Origin of the sequence: Polycyclovorans algicola TG408, from assembly GCF_000711245.1 — a bacterium.
Lineage (GTDB): Bacteria > Pseudomonadota > Gammaproteobacteria > Nevskiales > Nevskiaceae > Polycyclovorans > Polycyclovorans algicola.
In genome coordinates, this window is record NZ_JOMH01000001.1 from 1,730,938 (window position 1) to 1,748,367 (window position 17,430).

Sequence of the window (17,430 nt, forward strand, 5' to 3'; positions counted from 1 at the left end):
CGGGTCATGGTGATGCGCAGCGACCATCAGATTCAGCGCCGAGTCTCGCGCCCGATTCGCGTCGGCCGCGTCACGGTGGGCGGCGACGCGCCGATCGCCGTGCAGACCATGACCAATACCGACACCGAGAACGTCGCTGCCACGGTTGCGCAGATCCAGTCGGCGCAGAAGGCCGGCGCCGATCTGGTGCGGGTCTCGGTGCCGACCATCGCCGCCGCAAAAGCCTTTGGCGAGATCAAGAAGGCGGTCGGCTATATGCCGCTGATCGCCGACATTCACTTCAATTACAAATGCGGCCTTGCCGCCGCTGAAGCCGGCGCCGACTGCCTGCGCATCAATCCCGGCAATATCGGCAATGAGCGCAAGGTTGACGAGATCGTGGCCTGCGCCCGGCATCACGGCATTCCCATCCGCATCGGCGTCAATGCCGGCTCGCTGGAAGCCGACCTGCAGGAGAAATATGGCGAGCCCAACTCCGACGCGCTGGTCGAGTCGGCAATGCGCCACATCGACCTGCTGCTCAAGCGCGATTTTCAGGACTTCAAGGTCAGCCTCAAGGCATCCGACGTGTTCATGACCGTCGAGGCTTATCGCAAGCTCGCCCACCAGATCGCGCAGCCGCTGCATCTCGGCATCACCGAGGCGGGCGGCTTGCGTGCCGGCGCGGTCAAGAGCGCCATCGGGCTCGGCATGTTGCTGGCCGAAGGCATCGGCGACACCCTGCGCGTGTCACTGGCGGCCGATCCCATCGAAGAGGTCAAGGTCGGCTGGGACATTCTCAAATCGCTGCACCTGCGCAATCGCGGCATCAATCTGGTGGCCTGTCCGAGTTGCTCGCGGCAGAACTTTGACGTCGTCAAGGTCGTGGCCGAACTCGAAAGTCGCTTTGACGACATCGACGAGTCGCTGGATCTGGCGGTGATCGGCTGCGTCGTCAATGGTCCTGGTGAAGCGCGCGAGGCGGCGCTGGGTGTGGCTGGGGGCTACCCCAATTCGGTTTACGAGGACGGCAAGATCGCCCACAAGATTCACAACGATCAGCTTGTTGACCGGCTGGAGACGCTGGTGCGCGCCAAGCTCGCCGCGCGCCGCGCGGCACGCGCCGAGGCGGCCGAATGAAGTTGCAGTCACTGCGCGGTTTCAACGACATCCTGCCCGGCGAAACCGCCGTGTGGCAGCACGTTGAGCAGGTGGCGCGCGACACCTTCGCCGCCTATGCGTACCAGGAAATCCGCACGCCGCTGCTGGAGCAGACCGCGCTGTTCAAGCGCGCCATCGGCGAGGTCACCGATGTCGTCGAAAAAGAGATGTTCAGCTTCGACGACCGAGAAGGCCTGAACCTCAGTCTGCGTCCTGAAGGCACCGCAAGCTGCGTGCGCGCCGGGCTGGAACACGGCCTGCTGCACAACCAGCAGCAGCGGCTCTGGTATGCCGGCCCCATGTTTCGCCACGAGCGCCCGCAGGCGGGCCGCTACCGTCAGTTTCACCAGCTCGGCGCAGAAGCCTTCGGCATGCCCGGGCCGGAGATCGACGTCGAGGTCATCGCCCTGTCGGCGCGGCTGCTCAAGCGCCTTGGCCTGCGTGATCTGACGCTGGAGCTCAACTCGCTGGGCAGCGGCGACAGCCGCGCGCGCTATCGCGCGGCGCTGACCACCTTTCTTGAAGGTCACATCGATGCGCTCGACGATGACTCGAAGCGGCGCCTGGTCAGTAATCCGCTGCGGGTCCTCGACAGCAAAGTGCCAACCACCCAGGCGATTGTCCGTGACGCGCCCAGCCTGCTCGACGCCATGAGTGCCGAGGACCGCGCCCACCTCGATGGCGTGCAGCAAGGGCTCAGCGATCTGGGCATCGACTACGTCATGAATCCGCGTATCGTCCGCGGGCTCGATTACTACAGCCACACCGTATTCGAGTGGACCACTACCGAGCTGGGCGCCCAGGGCACGGTCTGTGCCGGCGGACGTTACGACGGTCTCGTCGCGCAGCTCGGCGGCCAGCCTAGCCCGGCCATAGGCTGGGCATCGGGCATCGAACGGCTGATTCTGCTGATGAAGGCGCAGGGGCTGACCCTGCCGGATGCGGCGCCCGATTTGGTGCTGTGCCCTGCGGATCCGGACTCGGCCCGCACGCTGCAGCGGCTGGCCGAACAGTTGCGCGACGACCTGCCCAACGCCCGCGTGCAACTGTCGTTGGGCGGCAAGCTCAAGGCACAGTTGAGTCGCGCCGCCAAAGCCGGTGCGCGCTTCGCCGTGGTGATGGGCGAGGCCGAACGGCAGGACGGCAAGGTTCACGTAAAATCATTCGTTCACCCCGAGGCCGCTGACCAAACAGTGGCCATCGACGGGCTCGCAGTCGCCCTCGCGGCGCGTCTAAATTTAGAAGGATAAAACCGTGGCAACGCACTACGACGACGAAGCACAGGTCGACGCGATCAAAAGCTGGTGGAAGGAAAACTGGCTGGCGCTCGTCGGTGGCCTGGGCTTGGGCCTGGCGGCGATCTTTGGTTGGCAGACCTATCAGCAGTCGGGCGAGGGTCGCGCCGACCGCGCGGCGCAGATGTACTCCGATCTGCGCAATGCCCAGGCGGATTCGCGCACCGAGGCGGTGGCCGAGATTCGCGGCACCTTGGTCAGCGACTACGCCAAGACGCCCTATGCCGCGCTCGCGCAACTCAAGTGGGCGGCACAGTCGCTCAAGGATGAGCGCCTCGACGAGGCCCGCGACGCGCTCGACTGGGTGGTGAACAACAGCAGCGACGACGGCTTGAAGGCCGTGGCACGTCTGCGCCTGGCGCGGATCAGTCTCGAGGCCGGTGACGCCGACGCCGCGCTGGCCGCGCTTACGCCGGTCCCCAGCGGTTTTGAAAGCCTGTACCTTGAAACGCGAGGCGACGCGCTGTTGCTCAAAGGCGAGCGCGCCGATGCACGCGGCGCCTACGACGAAGCGCTGGCGGCGGTCGAGCCCAACGCCCCCTATCGCGGGCAACTGCAACGAAAACGTGACGATCTGAACGAGGCGTCCAGCTCATGAATATGAAATTAGCGTGGTTATTGCCGCTGGTTGTGGCCTTTGCCGCCTGCTCGGGCAAGGGCAAGGTGCGCGAACCAACGCCGCTGCAGCCGGTGGAAGAATCCCAGGCCTCCTCATCGACCGTCTGGTCGCGTCACACCTGGCTGGGGTCGGATTTTTCGCAGCTGCAGGTTGCGGCCGAGCCGGATGCGGTGTTCGTCTCTGACCGGCACGGCGAAGTTCAGGCACTGGACCCGAGTTCGGGCGAGCGCATCTGGCGCAACGCGCTCGACGTTCGTGCCAGCGCGGGCCCCGGCGTACTCGACGCGCTGGTGGTGGTTGGTACCCTCGACGGCGAAGTGGTCGCCCTGTCGCGTGCTGATGGCAGCGAACGCTGGCGCAAGAACGTCAACAGTGAAGTCATGGCGGTGCCAGTGGGCGCCGGCCAGCTGCTGGTGGTGCGTACGGTTGATGGTCGCACCTACGGCCTTAACGCCGACACGGGCGAAGAAATCTGGCAGTTCGAACGTACGGTGCCCAACCTCACCTTGCGTGGCCTCTCCGAGCCGACGCTGTTGGCCGGCAAGGTTTATGTCGGTCTCGACAGCGGCCGCATGGCCAGCCTCGACGGCTTGACCGGACGAGTCGTTTGGGAACAGTTGATCGCGGCACCCAGTGGCCGCACCGAGCTCGAACGCATTGCCGACATCGATGCCCCGATTGCCGCTTCAGCCAACGAGCTGTTCGTGGCCAGTGCCGGGGGTGAAGTGGTCGCCGTCGATGCCGAGACCGGGCAGATTCTGTGGCGCCGACCGGTGCGCACCACGACCAGCATGGTGACCGTCGGCGAGCGTCTGATCGTGACCGATACCAATGGCGTGGTCTGGGGTCTCGACACCCGCACCGGCAGCGCCGACTGGACGCAGGAAGGTCTTCAGTACCGCGGGACCACTGCGCCGACCCAGCAGGGCAGCCTGGTCGTGGTCGGTGACATGAAGGGCTACCTGCATTGGCTCGACCCCAACACGGGCGCATTTGTCGGCCGTGGCCGCTTCGGCAGCAAGGGTTTTCAGGGTGTGCTCGCCACACTTGATGACCAACTGGTGGTCCAGCGCGGCGATGGCCGGGTTGGTGTGCTGCAAGTTCAGTAGTCGCTTGGCCCCGCAGGTGGTGGGGGTTGCATTACCCGCGTGGAGGGGCGCAACGTCAGCGCACCTTCACGCCTCGCGTCTTGATGCGGCACACGGCAGCGCCTGCGAGGGACGAGCTGATCACTGCTGGCTGAGATCAACCTTGTCGTCCTTAAGAGTGTCGCCCCCATCATGACCGACGTGCCGTCGTCCCCCGACGAATCCGGGCTCAGCTTTCAGGAAGTTATTCCCGTCTCGCGCCTGCCTTGCGTGGTGCTCGTTGGGCGGCCCAACGTCGGCAAGTCGACCTTGTTCAACCGCCTCACCGGCACCCGCGCGGCGCTGGTGGCCGACTACGCCGGTTTGACCCGCGACCGTCAGTACGGCACCGGCCGCATCGATGACAAGGCGTTTGTCGTGGTCGATACCGGCGGTCTCATGCCCGAGTCGAAAGATCCGCTGGCAGCGCTTGCCGAAGGCCAGGCCCAACTCGCGCTCAGCGAAGCCGACACCGTGCTGTTCATGGTCGACAGTCGTGCCGGTCGCCACCCCAGTGACGAGGCCATCGCCCGCCAGCTTCGCAAGTCTGGCAAGCCGATCATCATGGTTGTCAACAAGAGTGAAGGGCAGGTGCCCAGCGTCGCCGGCACCGATTTCTTCCGCCTTGGCCTGGGCGACCCGTGGTCGATCTCGGCGCAGCAGGGCGACGGCGTCACCCGCTTGATGCAGCACGTGCTGGCGGATGCGCCGACCTCACCCGAGGCGGCCGACCTGCCCGAAGACGGGCGTATTCGCGTCGCTATCGTCGGCCGTCCCAATGTCGGCAAGTCGACCCTGATCAATCGCCTGCTGGGTGAAGAGCGGGTGCTCGCCGCCAACATGCCGGGCACCACCCGCGACGCCATCGAAGTGCCCTTCGAGAGCGAAGGCCGGGTCTTCACCCTCATCGACACGGCCGGCGTCCGGCGCCGTGCACGGGTCAGCGAAACCATCGAGAAGTTCTCCATCGTCAAGACCTTGGAGGCAATCGAAAACGCCCACGTGGTGATTGCCGTGGTCGATGCCCATAGCGATATCGGTGAGCAGGACGCGCGGCTGATCGGCCTGATCGCCCAGCGCGGTCGCGCCATCGTGCTGGCCGTCAACAAGTGGGACGGGCTCGACGTCGACCAGCGTGAACAGGTGCGCTACCAGGCCGAGCTCAAGCTGCCATTTCTCGACTACGCGCCGCTGCACTTCATCTCGGCGCGGCACGGCTCCGGCGTCGGGGTGTTGATGCGCGACGTGATCGACGCCGCCGATGCGACTCTGCGTGACCTGCCGACCCCGGCACTGAATCGCGAGCTGGAGGCGGCCGTCGCCAAGCACGCGCCGCCGGCAGTGGTCGGGCGTCGCATCAAGCTGCGTTATGCCCACCAGGGCGGGCGCAACCCGATTCGGATCATCGTCCACGGCAACCAGACCGAACGTTTGCCGGTGTCGTACAAGCGTTATCTGGCCAACCATTTTCGCGATGCGCTGGCGCTCAAGGGCGTGCCACTGATCCTTGAGTTCAAGACCGGCGACAACCCGTTCAAGGGCAAGAAAAATGTGCTGACCGGGCGACAGATCAAGAAAAAGAAGCGAATGATCGAGCGCTCGAAGAAAAGCCGTCGCTGAGATCTGCGGACCGTCTTAAAGGCTTAACGCAAAGGCGCGAAGGGAAAAAGCAAGGACGCAAAGGAATGCTGGGAGGACCACCTCCTGTAAAGGCTTGATTTCTGGGCCTGCTTTGCGTCCTTTCTGGGCGGTTCTTTGCGCCTTTGCGTTGAAGCGTTTGTCTTGAAACCACCAAAGCCGCGTGTGTCAGAGTGATCCATCGGTGAGTTTGGGCGCGGCTGCAATGACTTCTGGCGTCTCGTCGTCGCTGTCGGGATACACCAGCGACGCCAGTTCGGTGCGGCTGTAAACCCCGAGCTTGCGATAAATCCGGTAGAGGTGATTGGCCACTGTTGACGGCGCCACGCCGATCTTGCGTGCCGCCTGCTTGAACGACAGGCCCTGTGACACCGCCAGCACGATCTCCCGCTCGCGGGCGGTCAGCCGGTCCAGCGGGCCAGCTGGCCACAGGTGCACCACCCACAGTTCGCCCAGCGGCTCGCAACGGACGCACAGACCGTCGTTGATGATCTTCTGGGTGGCTGGCGGTGGCAGCTCGAAGGGCAGGGCCTGGGGGTCGGCCCGATCAGGGAAATGCCGTTCGAGAAAATCGAGAAACTTCGGTTGCGACTCGTGAAAGCGTCCCTGCGCATCGACCACGGCGGCAGCGCCGGACGGCAGCTTTTCGTGGGTTTTGGCCAAGTGCAGGAAGAACAGATGTGAGGCGGCATTGACCAGGTGATAGGGCAGCCGGCGCTGACGGGCGAGGTCGGTGTCGGTCCAGGCCTGCGCCGGATCGCGTCGGTACAGCGTGATCAGGGAGTACAGGCCGCTGCGCTGGTCGAGGTGCGCCGTCGCCAGCACACGGGTGATGCCGTACGGCGCGAAGGTCCGCTGGTAGAACGCAGACTTGAACAGCGCCGCATCAGGCACCACGGTCTGCAGATCGATGGGCTCGTCAAGGCGGCTGAGAATCACCGGCAAAATCGGGTTGATGCTGCGGGTTTCTTCGAGCACCTGCGGGAAGCTGCGCGGCAGACCGCCGGTGACGGTGACGGTGTGAAAGCGCCAGTCCGACACCAGACCCGTGCCCCACAGTGCGAAGTCGTGCGGCACGACATTGCGCAGTTCGTTGAGCGCCCAGGCGCGGTACTTTTCGGGCGCGACCGAGAGGGCCCAGCGATAGAGGCGGGCAACATAGCGGTCAACGGGGTCTACTTGGTCACTCAGTGGCACGGCAACGTCTCGGAAGCACGTCATGGTTGGGCCCGCAGGTCAGATTCGAGCTTACCCGATCATCAATTGCTGACCGCTGGAACGCCGAGCTTGCCGCACCTTCCGGCGCCTGAACGTGGCCGTTACGCCAACCGCTTCAGCGCTACGGCTGTGGGGGCACCACGCTCAGCGCTTCCTCAATGCTCGTCACGCCGTCCAGCACGCGCGCGGTCGCGGCGGCGCGCAGCGTCGTCATGCCCTGGCTCCGCGCCAGGCTGCGCAGGCTGACGTCGTCGACATCGGCATGAATGGCCGCCTGCAGCGGCGCGGTCATGCGAAGCATTTCGTAGACACCGGCCCGGCCCCGATAGCCGGTGTGTCGACAATGTTCGCAGCCGGTCGGTGCGTGGAAGGTCTCGGGGCAGGGCAACGCGCTGTCGGCACCGACCAGCGCCGCCCACTGCGCGGCGCGTGCCGGCACGGGGGCCTTGCAGTCGTCACACAGCCGCCGCACCAGCCGCTGCGCCACCACGCCGACCAGGGTGGCGCGCAGCAGATACGGCGCCACGCCGAGATCAATCAGCCGTGTGATGGCGCCCACGGCGTCATTGGTGTGCAGCGTTGAGAACACCAGGTGTCCGGTGAGCGCCGCCTGGGTGGCGACCTCGGCGGTTTCCAAATCACGAATCTCGCCAATCATGATGATGTCGGGGTCCTGCCGCAGCAGCGCGCGCACACCCTCGGCAAAGCCCAGGCCGATGCCGGGCATCACCTGCATCTGGTTGAAGGCGGGCTCGACCAGTTCGATGGGGTCTTCGATGGTGCAGACGTTGACTTCGGGCCGCGCGCAGTGCTTCAGCGTGGCTTACAGCGTCGTGGTTTTGCCCGACCCGGTTGGGCCGGTGACCAGCACGATGCCGTGCGGCTGTTCGGCCATCGCCCGCCATTGCGCGGCGTCAGCATCGTCAAGGCCTAACGAGTGGAAGTCGCGCTTGAGCACGTCGGGGTCGAAGATGCGCATCACCAGCTTCTCGCCGAATGCAGTGGGCAGTGCCGAACAGCGCAGCTCGATTTCGGTGCCGCCGGGTGCGCGGGTCTTGATGCGGCCATCCTGCGGGCGGCGCTTTTCGGCAAGGTCCATGCGCGCCAGCATTTTCAGGCGGCTGGTGACCGGTGGCATGACGGCAGCGGGAATCTGGTAAACGTCGTTGAGCGCGCCGTCGATCCGAAACCGCACGCGACCATGCTCGCGACGCGGCTCCAGATGAATGTCGCTGGCGCGGCTCTCGAAGGCGTATTGCAGCAGCCAGTCGACGATGGCGACGATGGGCTGCGCCTCGGCGTCGAGTTGCCCGCTGCGCGACAGCTCGACCAGTTGTTCGAGGTTCTGCAGCCCGCCCGGCAGGATCTGGCCGCGCTGGTGCTCGGCGCCCTTCACCGAACGGGCCAGCGCATAAAACTCGGCCAGGTAGCGCTCGATGTCCAGCGGGTTGGCCAGCACCCGCTCGATGCGTCGACCGATGGCGGCACCGAGATCGACCTGCCAGTCGTTCCAATACGGTTCGGCGGTGGCGATCACCACCTCGTCGTGACGCACCGCCAGCGGCAGGATTCTGGCGCGGCTGGCGTAGGCGAACGGCACAAGCGCGGTGATTTGCCGCACATCAAGGCCCAATGGATCGATCTTCTGGTAACGCAGGCCGCTTTGCTCGGCCAGCCACTGCATCAGCCGGTCGGCGGTCCAGACCGCGCCTGGGCGGCCAAGATCCGGCAACTGCTCGGCGTCGATCGCCAGGGCCGGATGCCGCGTCGCCGCGCGCTGCGACTGCCGCACCCAGCAAGTCTTGGCGCTCGCGGTGTCAATACATTCGGCGGCAACCAGCGCATCAAGCAAGTCACGAAGTTGCAGACGGCCACGGGGCAGCACTTCGTGTCGGGGAGCGGTCCGGTTCATGGCCGCAACGCTAGCATCCGCCGCCGGTCGCCGGGATGTAATCGAACGAGCGATCAATTACAATCGGGCGAAGGGTAGACGGAGGAGATCCAGCATGCGGTTCGATTATGTGATTGTGGGCGGCGGCTCGGCGGGTTGCGTGCTGGCCAATCGGCTCAGCGCCGATGCATCAGTCAAGGTGGCCCTGGTGGAAGCCGGGCCGGATGACACCAATCCGTTCATCCATATTCCCGGCGGCATCATTCCGGTGATCCGCAGCAACACCCTGAACTGGAAGTTCGAGACCCAGCCGGAAGCCGGCTGCGCAAAGCGCCGCTTGTTCTGGCCGCGCGGACGCACGCTGGGCGGCAGCTCGGCGATCAACGCCATGTGCTATATCCGCGGTCATCGCAGCGACTACGACCACTGGGCCAGCCTCGGTTGTCAGGGTTGGTCCTACGACGCGCTGCTGCCGCTGTTCAAATCCATTGAGCATTTCGAGCCTGGCGCCAACGCCTTTCATGGGGTTGGCGGCGGTCTCAATGTGGCTGAGCCGCGCTACATGAACCCGCTGATGAGCGCGTTCATTGAGGCCGCGCAGCAAGCCGGACATGCCCGCAACGACGATTTCAATGGCGCCGAACAGGAAGGCATCGGCCGTTATCACGTGATGCAGAAGGATGGCGAGCGTTGCAGCAATGCGCGCGCGTTTCTGACCCCGGTGCGCGAACGCCCCAACCTGACGGTGATCACCGACACGCATGCGCGCCGGGTGGTGTTCGACGGTAAGCGCGCGGTGGGGGTTGAGGTGCAGCGCAAAGGCCGCGTCGAGATCTTGAGCGCAACCCGCGAGGTCATCCTGAGTGCCGGGGCGGTCGGTTCGCCACAGTTGCTCTTGTTGTCTGGCGTGGGACCCAAAGCCGAGCTGGACCGCCACGGCATCGTGCAGGTTCACGAGCTGCCCGGGGTGGGTGAAAACCTGCAGGATCACCTCGACATCCACGTCACCGTGACCGAGAAAACCAGCTTCGCGATCACCCTGCATCCCAGTGGTTGGTTACGCTCGCTGAAGATGCTCTGGGCCTACCTGCGCGGCCGGCAGGGCGAGCTGAGTTCAAATTTTGCGCAGGTGGGCGGCTTCATCAAGAGTGACCCGGCGCAGCCGGTGCCCGACATTCAGTGGCACATGGTGCCGTTTGTGTATGCCAATCACGGGCAGAAGCTGGGGCCCTTGTTTCGCCATCGCGCGTTCACGCTGATGAGCTGTTTTCTGCGGCCGGAGTCGCGTGGACGTATACGCCTGGCCAGTGCCGATCCACTGGTCAAGCCGCAGATCGAGGCCAATTACCTGGCCACCGAGCGTGACCTGTCCGTCTTGGTGACCGGCATTCGCAAGGCACGTGAGGTGCTGCGCCAGCCGGCATTCGCCCGTCACTATCGCGCCGAGCTTGATCCCGGCGACGCGGTGCAGAGCGACGCCCAGTTGCGCGACTACGTTCGCGCCCGCGCCGAAACGATTTATCACCCGGTGGGCACGTGCAAAATGGGGGTCGACGCAGCGGCAGTGGTCGATCCGCGCCTTCGGGTTTGCGGGGTTTCGGGTCTGCGTGTGATCGATGCCTCCATCATGCCCACCTTGATCGGCGGCAATACCAACGCACCGGCCACCGTGATCGGTGAAAATGGGGCTCGCATGATCATCGAGGACGCAGCGCGGCAGCCGGAGGCGGTTCCTCTGGCGGCGTGAGTCCGAATCAGGAGGATGGGTGGCACAACAACCGAGAGTGAAAGGGCTGGCCCTTGTCGTCGTGCTAGCAGGCCTTTCGGGCTGCGCGGTGTCCGGTGGTTTTTTCTCGTCGCTTGGCCAGTCCGACCCGGTCGAGGTGCGTGAAGTGCGGCGCGCGCTCGCCTGCGGCAGTACGCAAGACGAGGTGGCATTGACGCTGATGTCCAGCCCTGCCGAGTATGCCGCCTGGGAATCGCAACGCGGTGCCCACCTCTATGGCGATGCGACGCTGCCAGCCGGCCAGTATCTGCTGGTTGAAATGGGCCGCCGTAAATTTGAGGGCTACGGCATGGCGATCAGCTCGGCGGCGACAGCCAAGCGCGGTCTGTTGACCCTGCGCGCCACCTTCATTGAGCCGGCTGCCGGTACCGATCCGGGCGGCGAAGCGGTGAGCCCGTGCTCGTTGATCAAGCTGCCTGACATGGCCCTTGAAACCATCGAGCTGATTGACGAGGACGGCGACCGCCGCGCCACCCTGACATTGGAGCCCCAGGCATGAACCGTTTGCCCGCGCTGTTCGGCCTGTTGATGATCCTGTTGCCGGCATGGGCCACCGCCCAGGCCGAGCGCGAGGGGGCCGCCACGCCTATCGAGGCGGTGCAACGCTTCCACGAAGCCCTGAAGGCCAGTGACCCGGAGACTGCAATCCTGCAACTGGCGCCGGATCTGGTGGTGTTCGAGACCGGCTTTGCCGAAGCGCATCCGCGCGCGTATGCCGACAACAATCTGGCGATGGACCTGGCCTTTGCGGTGGTGACCAACCGGCGCATCGTCGAACAGGTCGAGCGCGTTGAGGAGAAGATCGCCTGGGTGTTGACCCGTTCGGAGTTGACCAGCAAGCCCGGCACCGACCCGATTGCCCTGCGGCAGACCGAAACCATGATCCTGCGGCAGTACGCCGACGGCTGGAAGATTGCCCACATTCATTGGTCAGCGCATCCGTTCGAGCAGGATTGATCGCCGCGCACCGACGTCACCCCGAGAAGGACGCTGACACATGCTTAATGGACTGCCCGCACCGCTGCACGGTGCGATCATGGCGCTGCTGCTGCTGATCAACACCGTGTTCTGGGTGGTGCCGGTCTACGCGCTGATTCTGCTCAAACTGCTGACGCCGGGTGGCACCGCGCCGCGGCGCGTCCTTGATCGCGCCATCGCCTGGCTGGCGCAGCGCTGGGCGATGTGCAACGTGGTGCTGTCGAAGGTGCTCATGGCGGTTGACGTCGAGGTCAATATCGACGCCGATCTGAGCCCTAAAGGGCAGTACCTGGTCTGCTGCAACCACCAGACCTGGAACGACATCTTCATGCTGATGTACGCCTTCGGCAGCCGTGCGCCGTTTTTCAAGTTCTTCCTGAAGCAGGAGCTGATCTGGGTGCCGCTGCTGGGCCTGGCGTGGTGGGGCCTGGACTATCCGTTCATGAAGCGGCACTCGCGTCAGGACCTGGCGAAGAACCCGGCGTTGCGCGGCAGCGACATCGAAACCACCAAGCGCGCCTGCGCCCGCTACAAGGGCCAGCCGGTGATGATTCTCAATTTTCTGGAAGGCACACGCTTCACCGCGGACAAGCACCGTCGTCAAAAGTCGCCCTACACCCACTTGCTCAAACCCAAGGCCGGCGGCTTCGCCTTCGCGCTGGGCGCCATGGGGCGCAATCTTGATGCGCTGCTCGACGTGACCATCGTTTATCCCGGCGGTGCGCAGGGGTTCTGGCCGTTTCTCTGCGGCCGCGTGCGCCAGGTGCGCATCCACGTGCGCCAACTGCGGATGGACGACGAGTGGTTCGACGGCAACTACGAGTCCGACCAGCGTTTCCGAGCCGGCTTTCAGCGCTGGGTGGCCGATCTGTGGCACGAAAAGGACGTTCGCATCGGTGAGATGCTCAAGGCGTCAGGGTCTTCGGCATCGCCCAAGCCTGATTGAGACGCGTCAGCGGGCTGCCGCGGTCCAGCGCCCACACCAACCACAGGCAGCCGATCACCGAAACCGCCATGCCCAGCGCCAGCAGGGCCACGTAACCGAGGTGATCCCCGACCAGGCCGCCAGCAAACACCGCGCTGCCCATCACCAGCACGATGATGCAGGCCAGCAGGGTGTAGTCGGTGCCGCCATGTTCAGGGTCGGCGGCGTCCATCATCAGCGTGAACAGGGCAACCGTGGCCATGGCCCCAAAAAAGCTTTCCAGCAGGCTGCCGGTCCACAGCATGGCCAGCGGTGCGACGCCCAATGCGGCGAGCAGGTAGGGGGTGATGCTGACGGCCTGCAGCAGACCGAACAGATAAAGGGTGGTGCGACGCGGCAGCCGCCATGCAAGGACGCCGCCGAGGGCCGCGCCGGCCAGGGCCATCAGCGACCCGACAGTGCCTTTGATCAAGGCAATGTCGGTCTTGGTCAGGCCCAGGTCGACCATCATCGGGCCGATATGCGCCGAGGCCATGGTGTCGCCAAACTTGTAAGCCGCGATCAGGCCGATAAACCCGGCGAGGCCGGGGCGACGCAGGCGTGTCCACCAGCCCAGCAGCAGGTCACGGCGCGTGGTATCCGCAGGGATGGCGGTGAGCGGCAGCGGCTCGCGTATGAAAAGCACCGGGATCACCGTCAGGGCCAGCAGCCCGGCCATGGTCAGCAGCATGGTCGCCCAGCCGGCGATGGCGTAGAGCCACAGCAGCAGTCCGCCGCCGAGAATCATGCCGATGCGGTAACCCCCCACCTGGATGCCGTTGCCCAGCCCGCGTTGTGGTGCGGTCAGCAGGCGCACGGCGAGGCCGTCGGTGGCAATGTCCTGGGTGGCGGCGACGCAGTTGAACAGGAACAGGGCGATAAACAGGGCCGCGAAGCTGCCGTCCAGCGGCAGTGCGGTCAGGCCCAGTGCCAGCAGCACGCCGGCAACCTGCAGCGGCAGCAACCAGTCGCGTCGGCTGCCGCGATGGTCGACCCACGGCGCCCAGAGAAACTTCACCGCCCAGGGAATGAACAGCAGGCTGACGCTGCTGATGGCGGTCAGCGAATGACCCTGTTCGCGCATCAGCACCGGCAGGGCCTGGGTGAAGAAGCCGTAGGGCAGGCCCTGCGCGAAATACAGCGCGGCCAGCAGCAAGAACATCCGGCGGGTGCTCACCCGGGCGTCAGGTCCCGCTGGGCGGTGGCGGGGTTGGCGGCGTCGCGGTGGGTGACGCTGCAGGCATTTCGACGTCAACAGGCGCCTCGCCGGCGCGCGACAGACCGGCGGTGATGACAAAGCGCATGGCCTCTTCAAAGCTCATGTCCAGCGGCGTCAGCAGGCTGCGCGGCAACATCAGCGTGTACCCGCCGATCTGATAGCTCATGGGCAGGTACACCGCGACCTCGTCTTCGGCGCCCGACATCGGCGTGTCGGCGAGATCGCTGATGGTGACGAAGCCGACCAGGCGAATCGGCATGTTGGGCAGCTTGACGGTGACCACCTGGCTGAAGCGACGATTGTTGTCGCCCGACATCAAGCGGGTGAGGTCACGGACGGCGCCGTAAACGGTCTTGACCAGCGGAATGCGGTTCATCGCCGTTTCCACCCACTGCAGCACCTGGCGGAACACCACACCGCGAATGCCGACCCCGATCAGGAAGATCAGCACCACCGCCAGAATCAGCCCCATGCCGGGCAGGTACAGCGGTCCGGGCAGCAGCACACTGAGCAGGCCGCCGAGCAGCGACTCGGCGGCACCGATCAGCCACACCACCACGGCGGCGGTGATCACGATCGGCAACACCGCCAGCAAACCGGCCAGAAAGGTGCTGGTGAACTTGCGCAGGCGGACCCTAGAGCGGGTGGAAATCAGCGGTTCGGTACTCATGAGCAGGTCCAGGTGTAAGTGCCCAGGGTCGGGCCGGCCAGCGTGATCTGATCGCCGGGACTGAGGGGGCCGACGCCTTTCGGGGTGCCGGTGAACAGCACGTCACCGGGCGCCAGCGCCCAGAGTTGTGACAGCAGGTGAATTTGCCGCGCCACGGTAACGCGCATGTCGCGGGTCTGGCCGTGCTGTCGCAACCGGCCGTTGACATGGCAGGTGAAGCTCAACGCCTGCAGGTCCTGTTCGAGGTAGGGCTTGAAGTCGCCCAGCGGCGCGCTGCCGTCGAAGGCCTTGGCGCGCTCCCACGGTTCCCCCCGGCTGCGAAGTTGCGTCTGCAGGTCGCGCAGGGTCAGGTCCAGCCCGAGGGTGAGGCCGGCAACGCAGTCCAGCGCCTCGTCTTCGGGAATATCGCGGCCGCCGCCGGTGAGGACGACCACCAGCTCGGCTTCAAAGTGCACGCTGCCGAGCCCGCGCGGCAGCACGATGGGCTCGTCTTCGGGCACCACCGCTGAGGCCGGCTTCATGAAGATCACGCAGTCACCATCGTCCGCCGCCCCCGGCTGCGCCAATTCGGCCACGTGTTCGGCGTAGTTGCGACCGATGCAGAAGATGCGGGCGGGATTCATGGCGATAGCAGGTACCAATCCGGTGAGCGGGGCGGGGGCGTCATAGTGTGCCAGTCGCCGACATCAAAAAGCCCGGCGCGGGGCCGGGCTTTGTGATCAAACCGTGTCTCGGACGCTCGGCTTAAATGCGCGCCTCAATCCCGAAGCTGCCGAAGCCCTTCTTGTTGAAGTTTTCCCGGAACATGTCACGAAGCTTGGTGGCGGTGGCGTCGTAAGCGTCCTTGTCGGCCCAAGTGTTACGCGGGTCGAGAATGGCGCTGTCGACACCCGGGCAGCGCTTGGGCATTTTCAGGTTCAGCGTCGGCTGCACGGCGGTCTCAACGTTGTCGAGCTCACCGTTGAGCGCGGCATTGAGCAGCGCGCGCGTCACCTTCAGGCTCATGCGCTTGCCGGTGCCGTAGGGGCCGCCACTCCACCCCGTGTTGAGCAGGATGCAGCGCACGTTGTGCTTTTGCATTTTCTTCGCCAGCAGCTCGGCATAGACGTTGGGCTTGTGCGCCATGAACGGGCCGCCAAAGCATGCCGAGAAGGTCGGTTGCGGCTCGGTGACGCCGACTTCGGTGCCCGCGACGCGCGCGGTGAAGCCCGAGACGAAGTGATACATCACGTCCTTGGGTTCGAGCATCGAGATCGGCGGCAGCACCCCGAAGGCATCGGCGGTGAGCAGCACGATGGTTTCAGGGTGCGGACCGCGGCCATTGGGCATGGTGTTCGGCACCACGCTCAGCGGATAGCTGAAGCGCGTGTTTTCGGCAATCGAGCCGTCGTTCAGGTCGAGCTCGTCGGGATGGCATTCTTCCATCTTCTTGCCGGGCAGCGGCGGCACGTTTTCAATGATGGTGCCGGGCTGCGACAGCGCGGCGGCAATCACCGGCTCGGCGGCCTTGTCGAGGTTGATCAGCTTGGCGTAGCAACCGCCTTCAAGGTTGCACAGGCCGTTGTCGGACCAGATGGTCTCGTCATCGCCGATCAGGCGCCGCGAGGCATCGGCCGACAGGGTGGTTTTGCCGGTGCCCGACAGGCCGAACAGGATGGCGCCGTCACCCTTGGCGCCCACGTTGGCCGAGCAGTGCATGCTCAGGCGCCCCTGCTTGGGCAGCAAATAGTTGCCGACGGTGAAAATGGTCTTCTTGTTGACGCCGCAGTAGTCGGCACGGCCGGCGACCAGGCAGATGCGGTTGCGGGCGTCGATGATGACCGCCGCTTCGGAACGGCTGCCGTCACGCTCGGGTTCGCAGACGAAGCTCGGCACGTTGAGCATGGTCCAGCGGCGACCGTCCACGTCCTGCACACCCGGCAGATCCTTGGGGAACATGTTGTCGCAGAAGAATGCGTGGGTGGCGTATTCGCCGACAAAGCGGTACGGCACCGCGAAATCGGGGTCTGAGCCCATGAACAGGTCTTTGACGTACAGCGTCGCGTTCTTTTCGTTCAAATGTGCGACGACCCGCTTCAGCAGCCCTTCGTATTTCTCAGGGTCGTAGCCACCGAGGTCGGCCTTGAACCAGATTTCGTCGGCCACTTCCGGCCATTTGACGGCGAAAGTGTCCTTGGTGCGACGACCAGTGCAGTCGGGGTCGGTGTAATAAACCAAGGGGCCGTCGACACCAAGCTTGGTCGGGAAGGCTTTCTGCTCGTCGGACGGACCGCCGCGACGCACGCGGCCCCGGTCGTTGGCAATGGCCTCATGGAACAACTCGGGCTTGCTCAGATTGGCCTTGTAGTTGACGTTACTGAGTCCAAAAAGTTGTTCGAGATCAGCCTGAAAGCTCATTCGGTGTCCTTGTGTCGCCGGGTGCGGAGAACCGCAAATGGTAAGCAGACCGGCGGCGCTCCGCAACCATGCGTGAGGCGTTTTGGTGATTGCGCCGGCCTATATACTGGCCCGCGAACGGACCTTGGAGCGCTGTGAATGACACGTCAATCGAACGCTTTGGGCGTGTTCTGTCTGGTGTTTTGCTCGGCACTGGGCGCGCAGCCCAATCGTGTCGTCGAAGCCTATGGCGACCCTGCCAGAGGCCATTTCGGCGACCCGGGACAGGGTCATTTTGGTGATCCCAGCCAGGGTCAGTTTCGTCGCCACAACTTCAGCCGCGACCAGGAAGGCACGGTGCCGGTGCTCAAGGGCATGCCGATCGGGCGCTTCGTCGAGATTCCGCCGCCGCCGCCGCAATCCGCCACAACCCCGGCAGCTCGCCGTGGCGATGCGGTCGATGCGCCTTACGTGACGCTCACCCGGCCGCTGGACGACCCAAGCTGAGA

15 protein-coding genes and 1 pseudogene are annotated in these 17,430 nt (G+C 64.9%); 10 read left to right on the forward strand and 6 right to left on the reverse strand.

Annotated elements, in window-relative coordinates; all coding sequences use genetic code 11:
- Positions 1 to 12 precede the first annotated feature (12 nt).
- From ispG to der, 5 genes are all read left to right on the forward strand, one after another.
- A complete protein-coding gene (gene ispG / locus U741_RS0108370; protein WP_029890028.1) occupies positions 13 to 1,119 on the forward strand; it encodes a flavodoxin-dependent (E)-4-hydroxy-3-methylbut-2-enyl-diphosphate synthase in 1,107 nt (368 codons plus the stop codon).
- Positions 1,116 to 2,390 (forward strand): histidine--tRNA ligase, encoded by a 1,275-nt coding sequence (gene hisS / locus U741_RS0108375; RefSeq protein WP_029890029.1) that lies wholly within the window; start codon positions 1,116 to 1,118, stop codon positions 2,388 to 2,390. The genes ispG and hisS overlap by 4 nt, the downstream gene beginning before the upstream one ends.
- 4 nt (positions 2,391 to 2,394) lie before the next feature.
- Positions 2,395 to 3,033, forward strand: coding sequence for a YfgM family protein (locus tag U741_RS0108380; protein WP_029890030.1), 639 nt, complete (start codon positions 2,395 to 2,397; stop codon positions 3,031 to 3,033).
- The gene (gene bamB / locus U741_RS0108385) at positions 3,030 to 4,163 is read left to right on the forward strand and encodes an outer membrane protein assembly factor BamB (RefSeq protein WP_029890031.1); all 1,134 of its coding nucleotides are present in this window, start codon (positions 3,030 to 3,032) and stop codon (positions 4,161 to 4,163) included. Before U741_RS0108380 ends, bamB begins: the two co-directional genes overlap by 4 nt.
- Before the next feature lie 171 nt (positions 4,164 to 4,334).
- Positions 4,335 to 5,801, forward strand: coding sequence for a ribosome biogenesis GTPase Der (gene der, locus U741_RS0108390; protein WP_084154751.1), 1,467 nt, complete (start codon positions 4,335 to 4,337; stop codon positions 5,799 to 5,801).
- 186 nt (positions 5,802 to 5,987) lie between these two features.
- Here der and U741_RS0108395 read toward each other — a convergent pair whose 3' ends face one another.
- Both U741_RS0108395 and U741_RS19695 read right to left on the reverse strand, forming a co-directional pair.
- Entirely contained in the window at positions 5,988 to 7,016 is a 1,029-nt protein-coding gene (locus tag U741_RS0108395) for a helix-turn-helix transcriptional regulator (RefSeq protein WP_235200191.1), read from the reverse strand.
- A gap of 142 nt (positions 7,017 to 7,158) precedes the next feature.
- Positions 7,159 to 8,949, reverse strand: a pseudogene (locus U741_RS19695) (GspE/PulE family protein).
- A gap of 94 nt (positions 8,950 to 9,043) precedes the next feature.
- Between U741_RS19695 and U741_RS0108405 the strand changes: the two are divergent.
- The 4 genes from U741_RS0108405 (at position 9,044) to yihG (ending at position 12,638) form a co-directional block, all read left to right on the forward strand.
- Positions 9,044 to 10,675: a GMC family oxidoreductase gene (locus U741_RS0108405; RefSeq protein ID WP_043110235.1), complete on the forward strand. Its 1,632-nt coding sequence runs from the start codon at positions 9,044 to 9,046 to the stop codon at positions 10,673 to 10,675.
- Between the two features lie 61 nt (positions 10,676 to 10,736).
- Positions 10,737 to 11,213: a hypothetical protein gene (locus tag U741_RS0108410; RefSeq protein ID WP_161776166.1), complete on the forward strand. Its 477-nt coding sequence runs from the start codon at positions 10,737 to 10,739 to the stop codon at positions 11,211 to 11,213.
- The gene (locus U741_RS0108415) at positions 11,210 to 11,671 is read left to right on the forward strand and encodes a YybH family protein (RefSeq protein ID WP_052378634.1); all 462 of its coding nucleotides are present in this window, start codon (positions 11,210 to 11,212) and stop codon (positions 11,669 to 11,671) included. The genes U741_RS0108410 and U741_RS0108415 overlap by 4 nt, the downstream gene beginning before the upstream one ends.
- Before the next feature lie 40 nt (positions 11,672 to 11,711).
- On the forward strand, positions 11,712 to 12,638 hold the full coding sequence (yihG, locus tag U741_RS0108420) for a 1-acylglycerol-3-phosphate O-acyltransferase, YihG family (protein WP_029890037.1): 927 nt from the start codon (positions 11,712 to 11,714) through the stop codon (positions 12,636 to 12,638).
- On the opposite strand, the gene U741_RS0108425 is transcribed toward yihG, so the two are convergent.
- The 4 genes from U741_RS0108425 to U741_RS0108440 form a co-directional block, all read right to left on the reverse strand.
- The gene (locus tag U741_RS0108425) at positions 12,598 to 13,833 is read right to left on the reverse strand and encodes an MFS transporter (protein WP_029890038.1); all 1,236 of its coding nucleotides are present in this window, start codon (positions 13,831 to 13,833) and stop codon (positions 12,598 to 12,600) included. The genes yihG and U741_RS0108425 overlap by 41 nt on opposite strands.
- A gap of 7 nt (positions 13,834 to 13,840) precedes the next feature.
- On the reverse strand, positions 13,841 to 14,503 hold the full coding sequence (locus tag U741_RS0108430) for a DUF502 domain-containing protein (protein WP_084155061.1): 663 nt from the start codon (positions 14,501 to 14,503) through the stop codon (positions 13,841 to 13,843).
- A 38-nt stretch (positions 14,504 to 14,541) separates the two neighbouring features.
- On the reverse strand, positions 14,542 to 15,168 hold the full coding sequence (locus U741_RS0108435) for a fumarylacetoacetate hydrolase family protein (protein ID WP_029890040.1): 627 nt from the start codon (positions 15,166 to 15,168) through the stop codon (positions 14,542 to 14,544).
- Positions 15,169 to 15,289: 121 nt separating this feature from the next.
- Positions 15,290 to 16,942 carry a phosphoenolpyruvate carboxykinase (ATP) gene (locus U741_RS0108440; RefSeq protein WP_029890041.1) on the reverse strand — a complete coding sequence of 551 codons (1,653 nt, stop codon included), beginning with the start codon at positions 16,940 to 16,942 and terminating at the stop codon, positions 15,290 to 15,292.
- A 138-nt stretch (positions 16,943 to 17,080) separates the two neighbouring features.
- Between U741_RS0108440 and U741_RS0108445 the strand changes: the two genes are divergently transcribed.
- On the forward strand, positions 17,081 to 17,428 hold the full coding sequence (locus U741_RS0108445; protein WP_152551548.1) for a hypothetical protein: 348 nt from the start codon (positions 17,081 to 17,083) through the stop codon (positions 17,426 to 17,428).
- Positions 17,429 to 17,430: the final 2 nt, after the last annotated feature.

Coding starts and splice junctions, on each gene's coding strand:
- ispG (WP_029890028.1), top strand. CDS start 13: ATGCGCAGCGACCATCAGATTCAGCGCCGAGTCTCGCGCCCGATTCGC.
- hisS (WP_029890029.1), top strand. CDS start 1,116: ATGAAGTTGCAGTCACTGCGCGGTTTCAACGACATCCTGCCCGGCGAA.
- bamB (WP_029890031.1), top strand. CDS start 3,030: ATGAATATGAAATTAGCGTGGTTATTGCCGCTGGTTGTGGCCTTTGCC.
- der (WP_084154751.1), top strand. CDS start 4,335: ATGACCGACGTGCCGTCGTCCCCCGACGAATCCGGGCTCAGCTTTCAG.
- U741_RS0108405 (WP_043110235.1), top strand. CDS start 9,044: ATGCGGTTCGATTATGTGATTGTGGGCGGCGGCTCGGCGGGTTGCGTG.
- U741_RS0108415 (WP_052378634.1), top strand. CDS start 11,210: ATGAACCGTTTGCCCGCGCTGTTCGGCCTGTTGATGATCCTGTTGCCG.
- yihG (WP_029890037.1), top strand. CDS start 11,712: ATGCTTAATGGACTGCCCGCACCGCTGCACGGTGCGATCATGGCGCTG.
- U741_RS0108435 (WP_029890040.1), bottom strand. CDS start 15,168: ATGAATCCCGCCCGCATCTTCTGCATCGGTCGCAACTACGCCGAACAC.
- U741_RS0108440 (WP_029890041.1), bottom strand. CDS start 16,942: ATGAGCTTTCAGGCTGATCTCGAACAACTTTTTGGACTCAGTAACGTC.
- U741_RS0108445 (WP_152551548.1), top strand. CDS start 17,081: ATGACACGTCAATCGAACGCTTTGGGCGTGTTCTGTCTGGTGTTTTGC.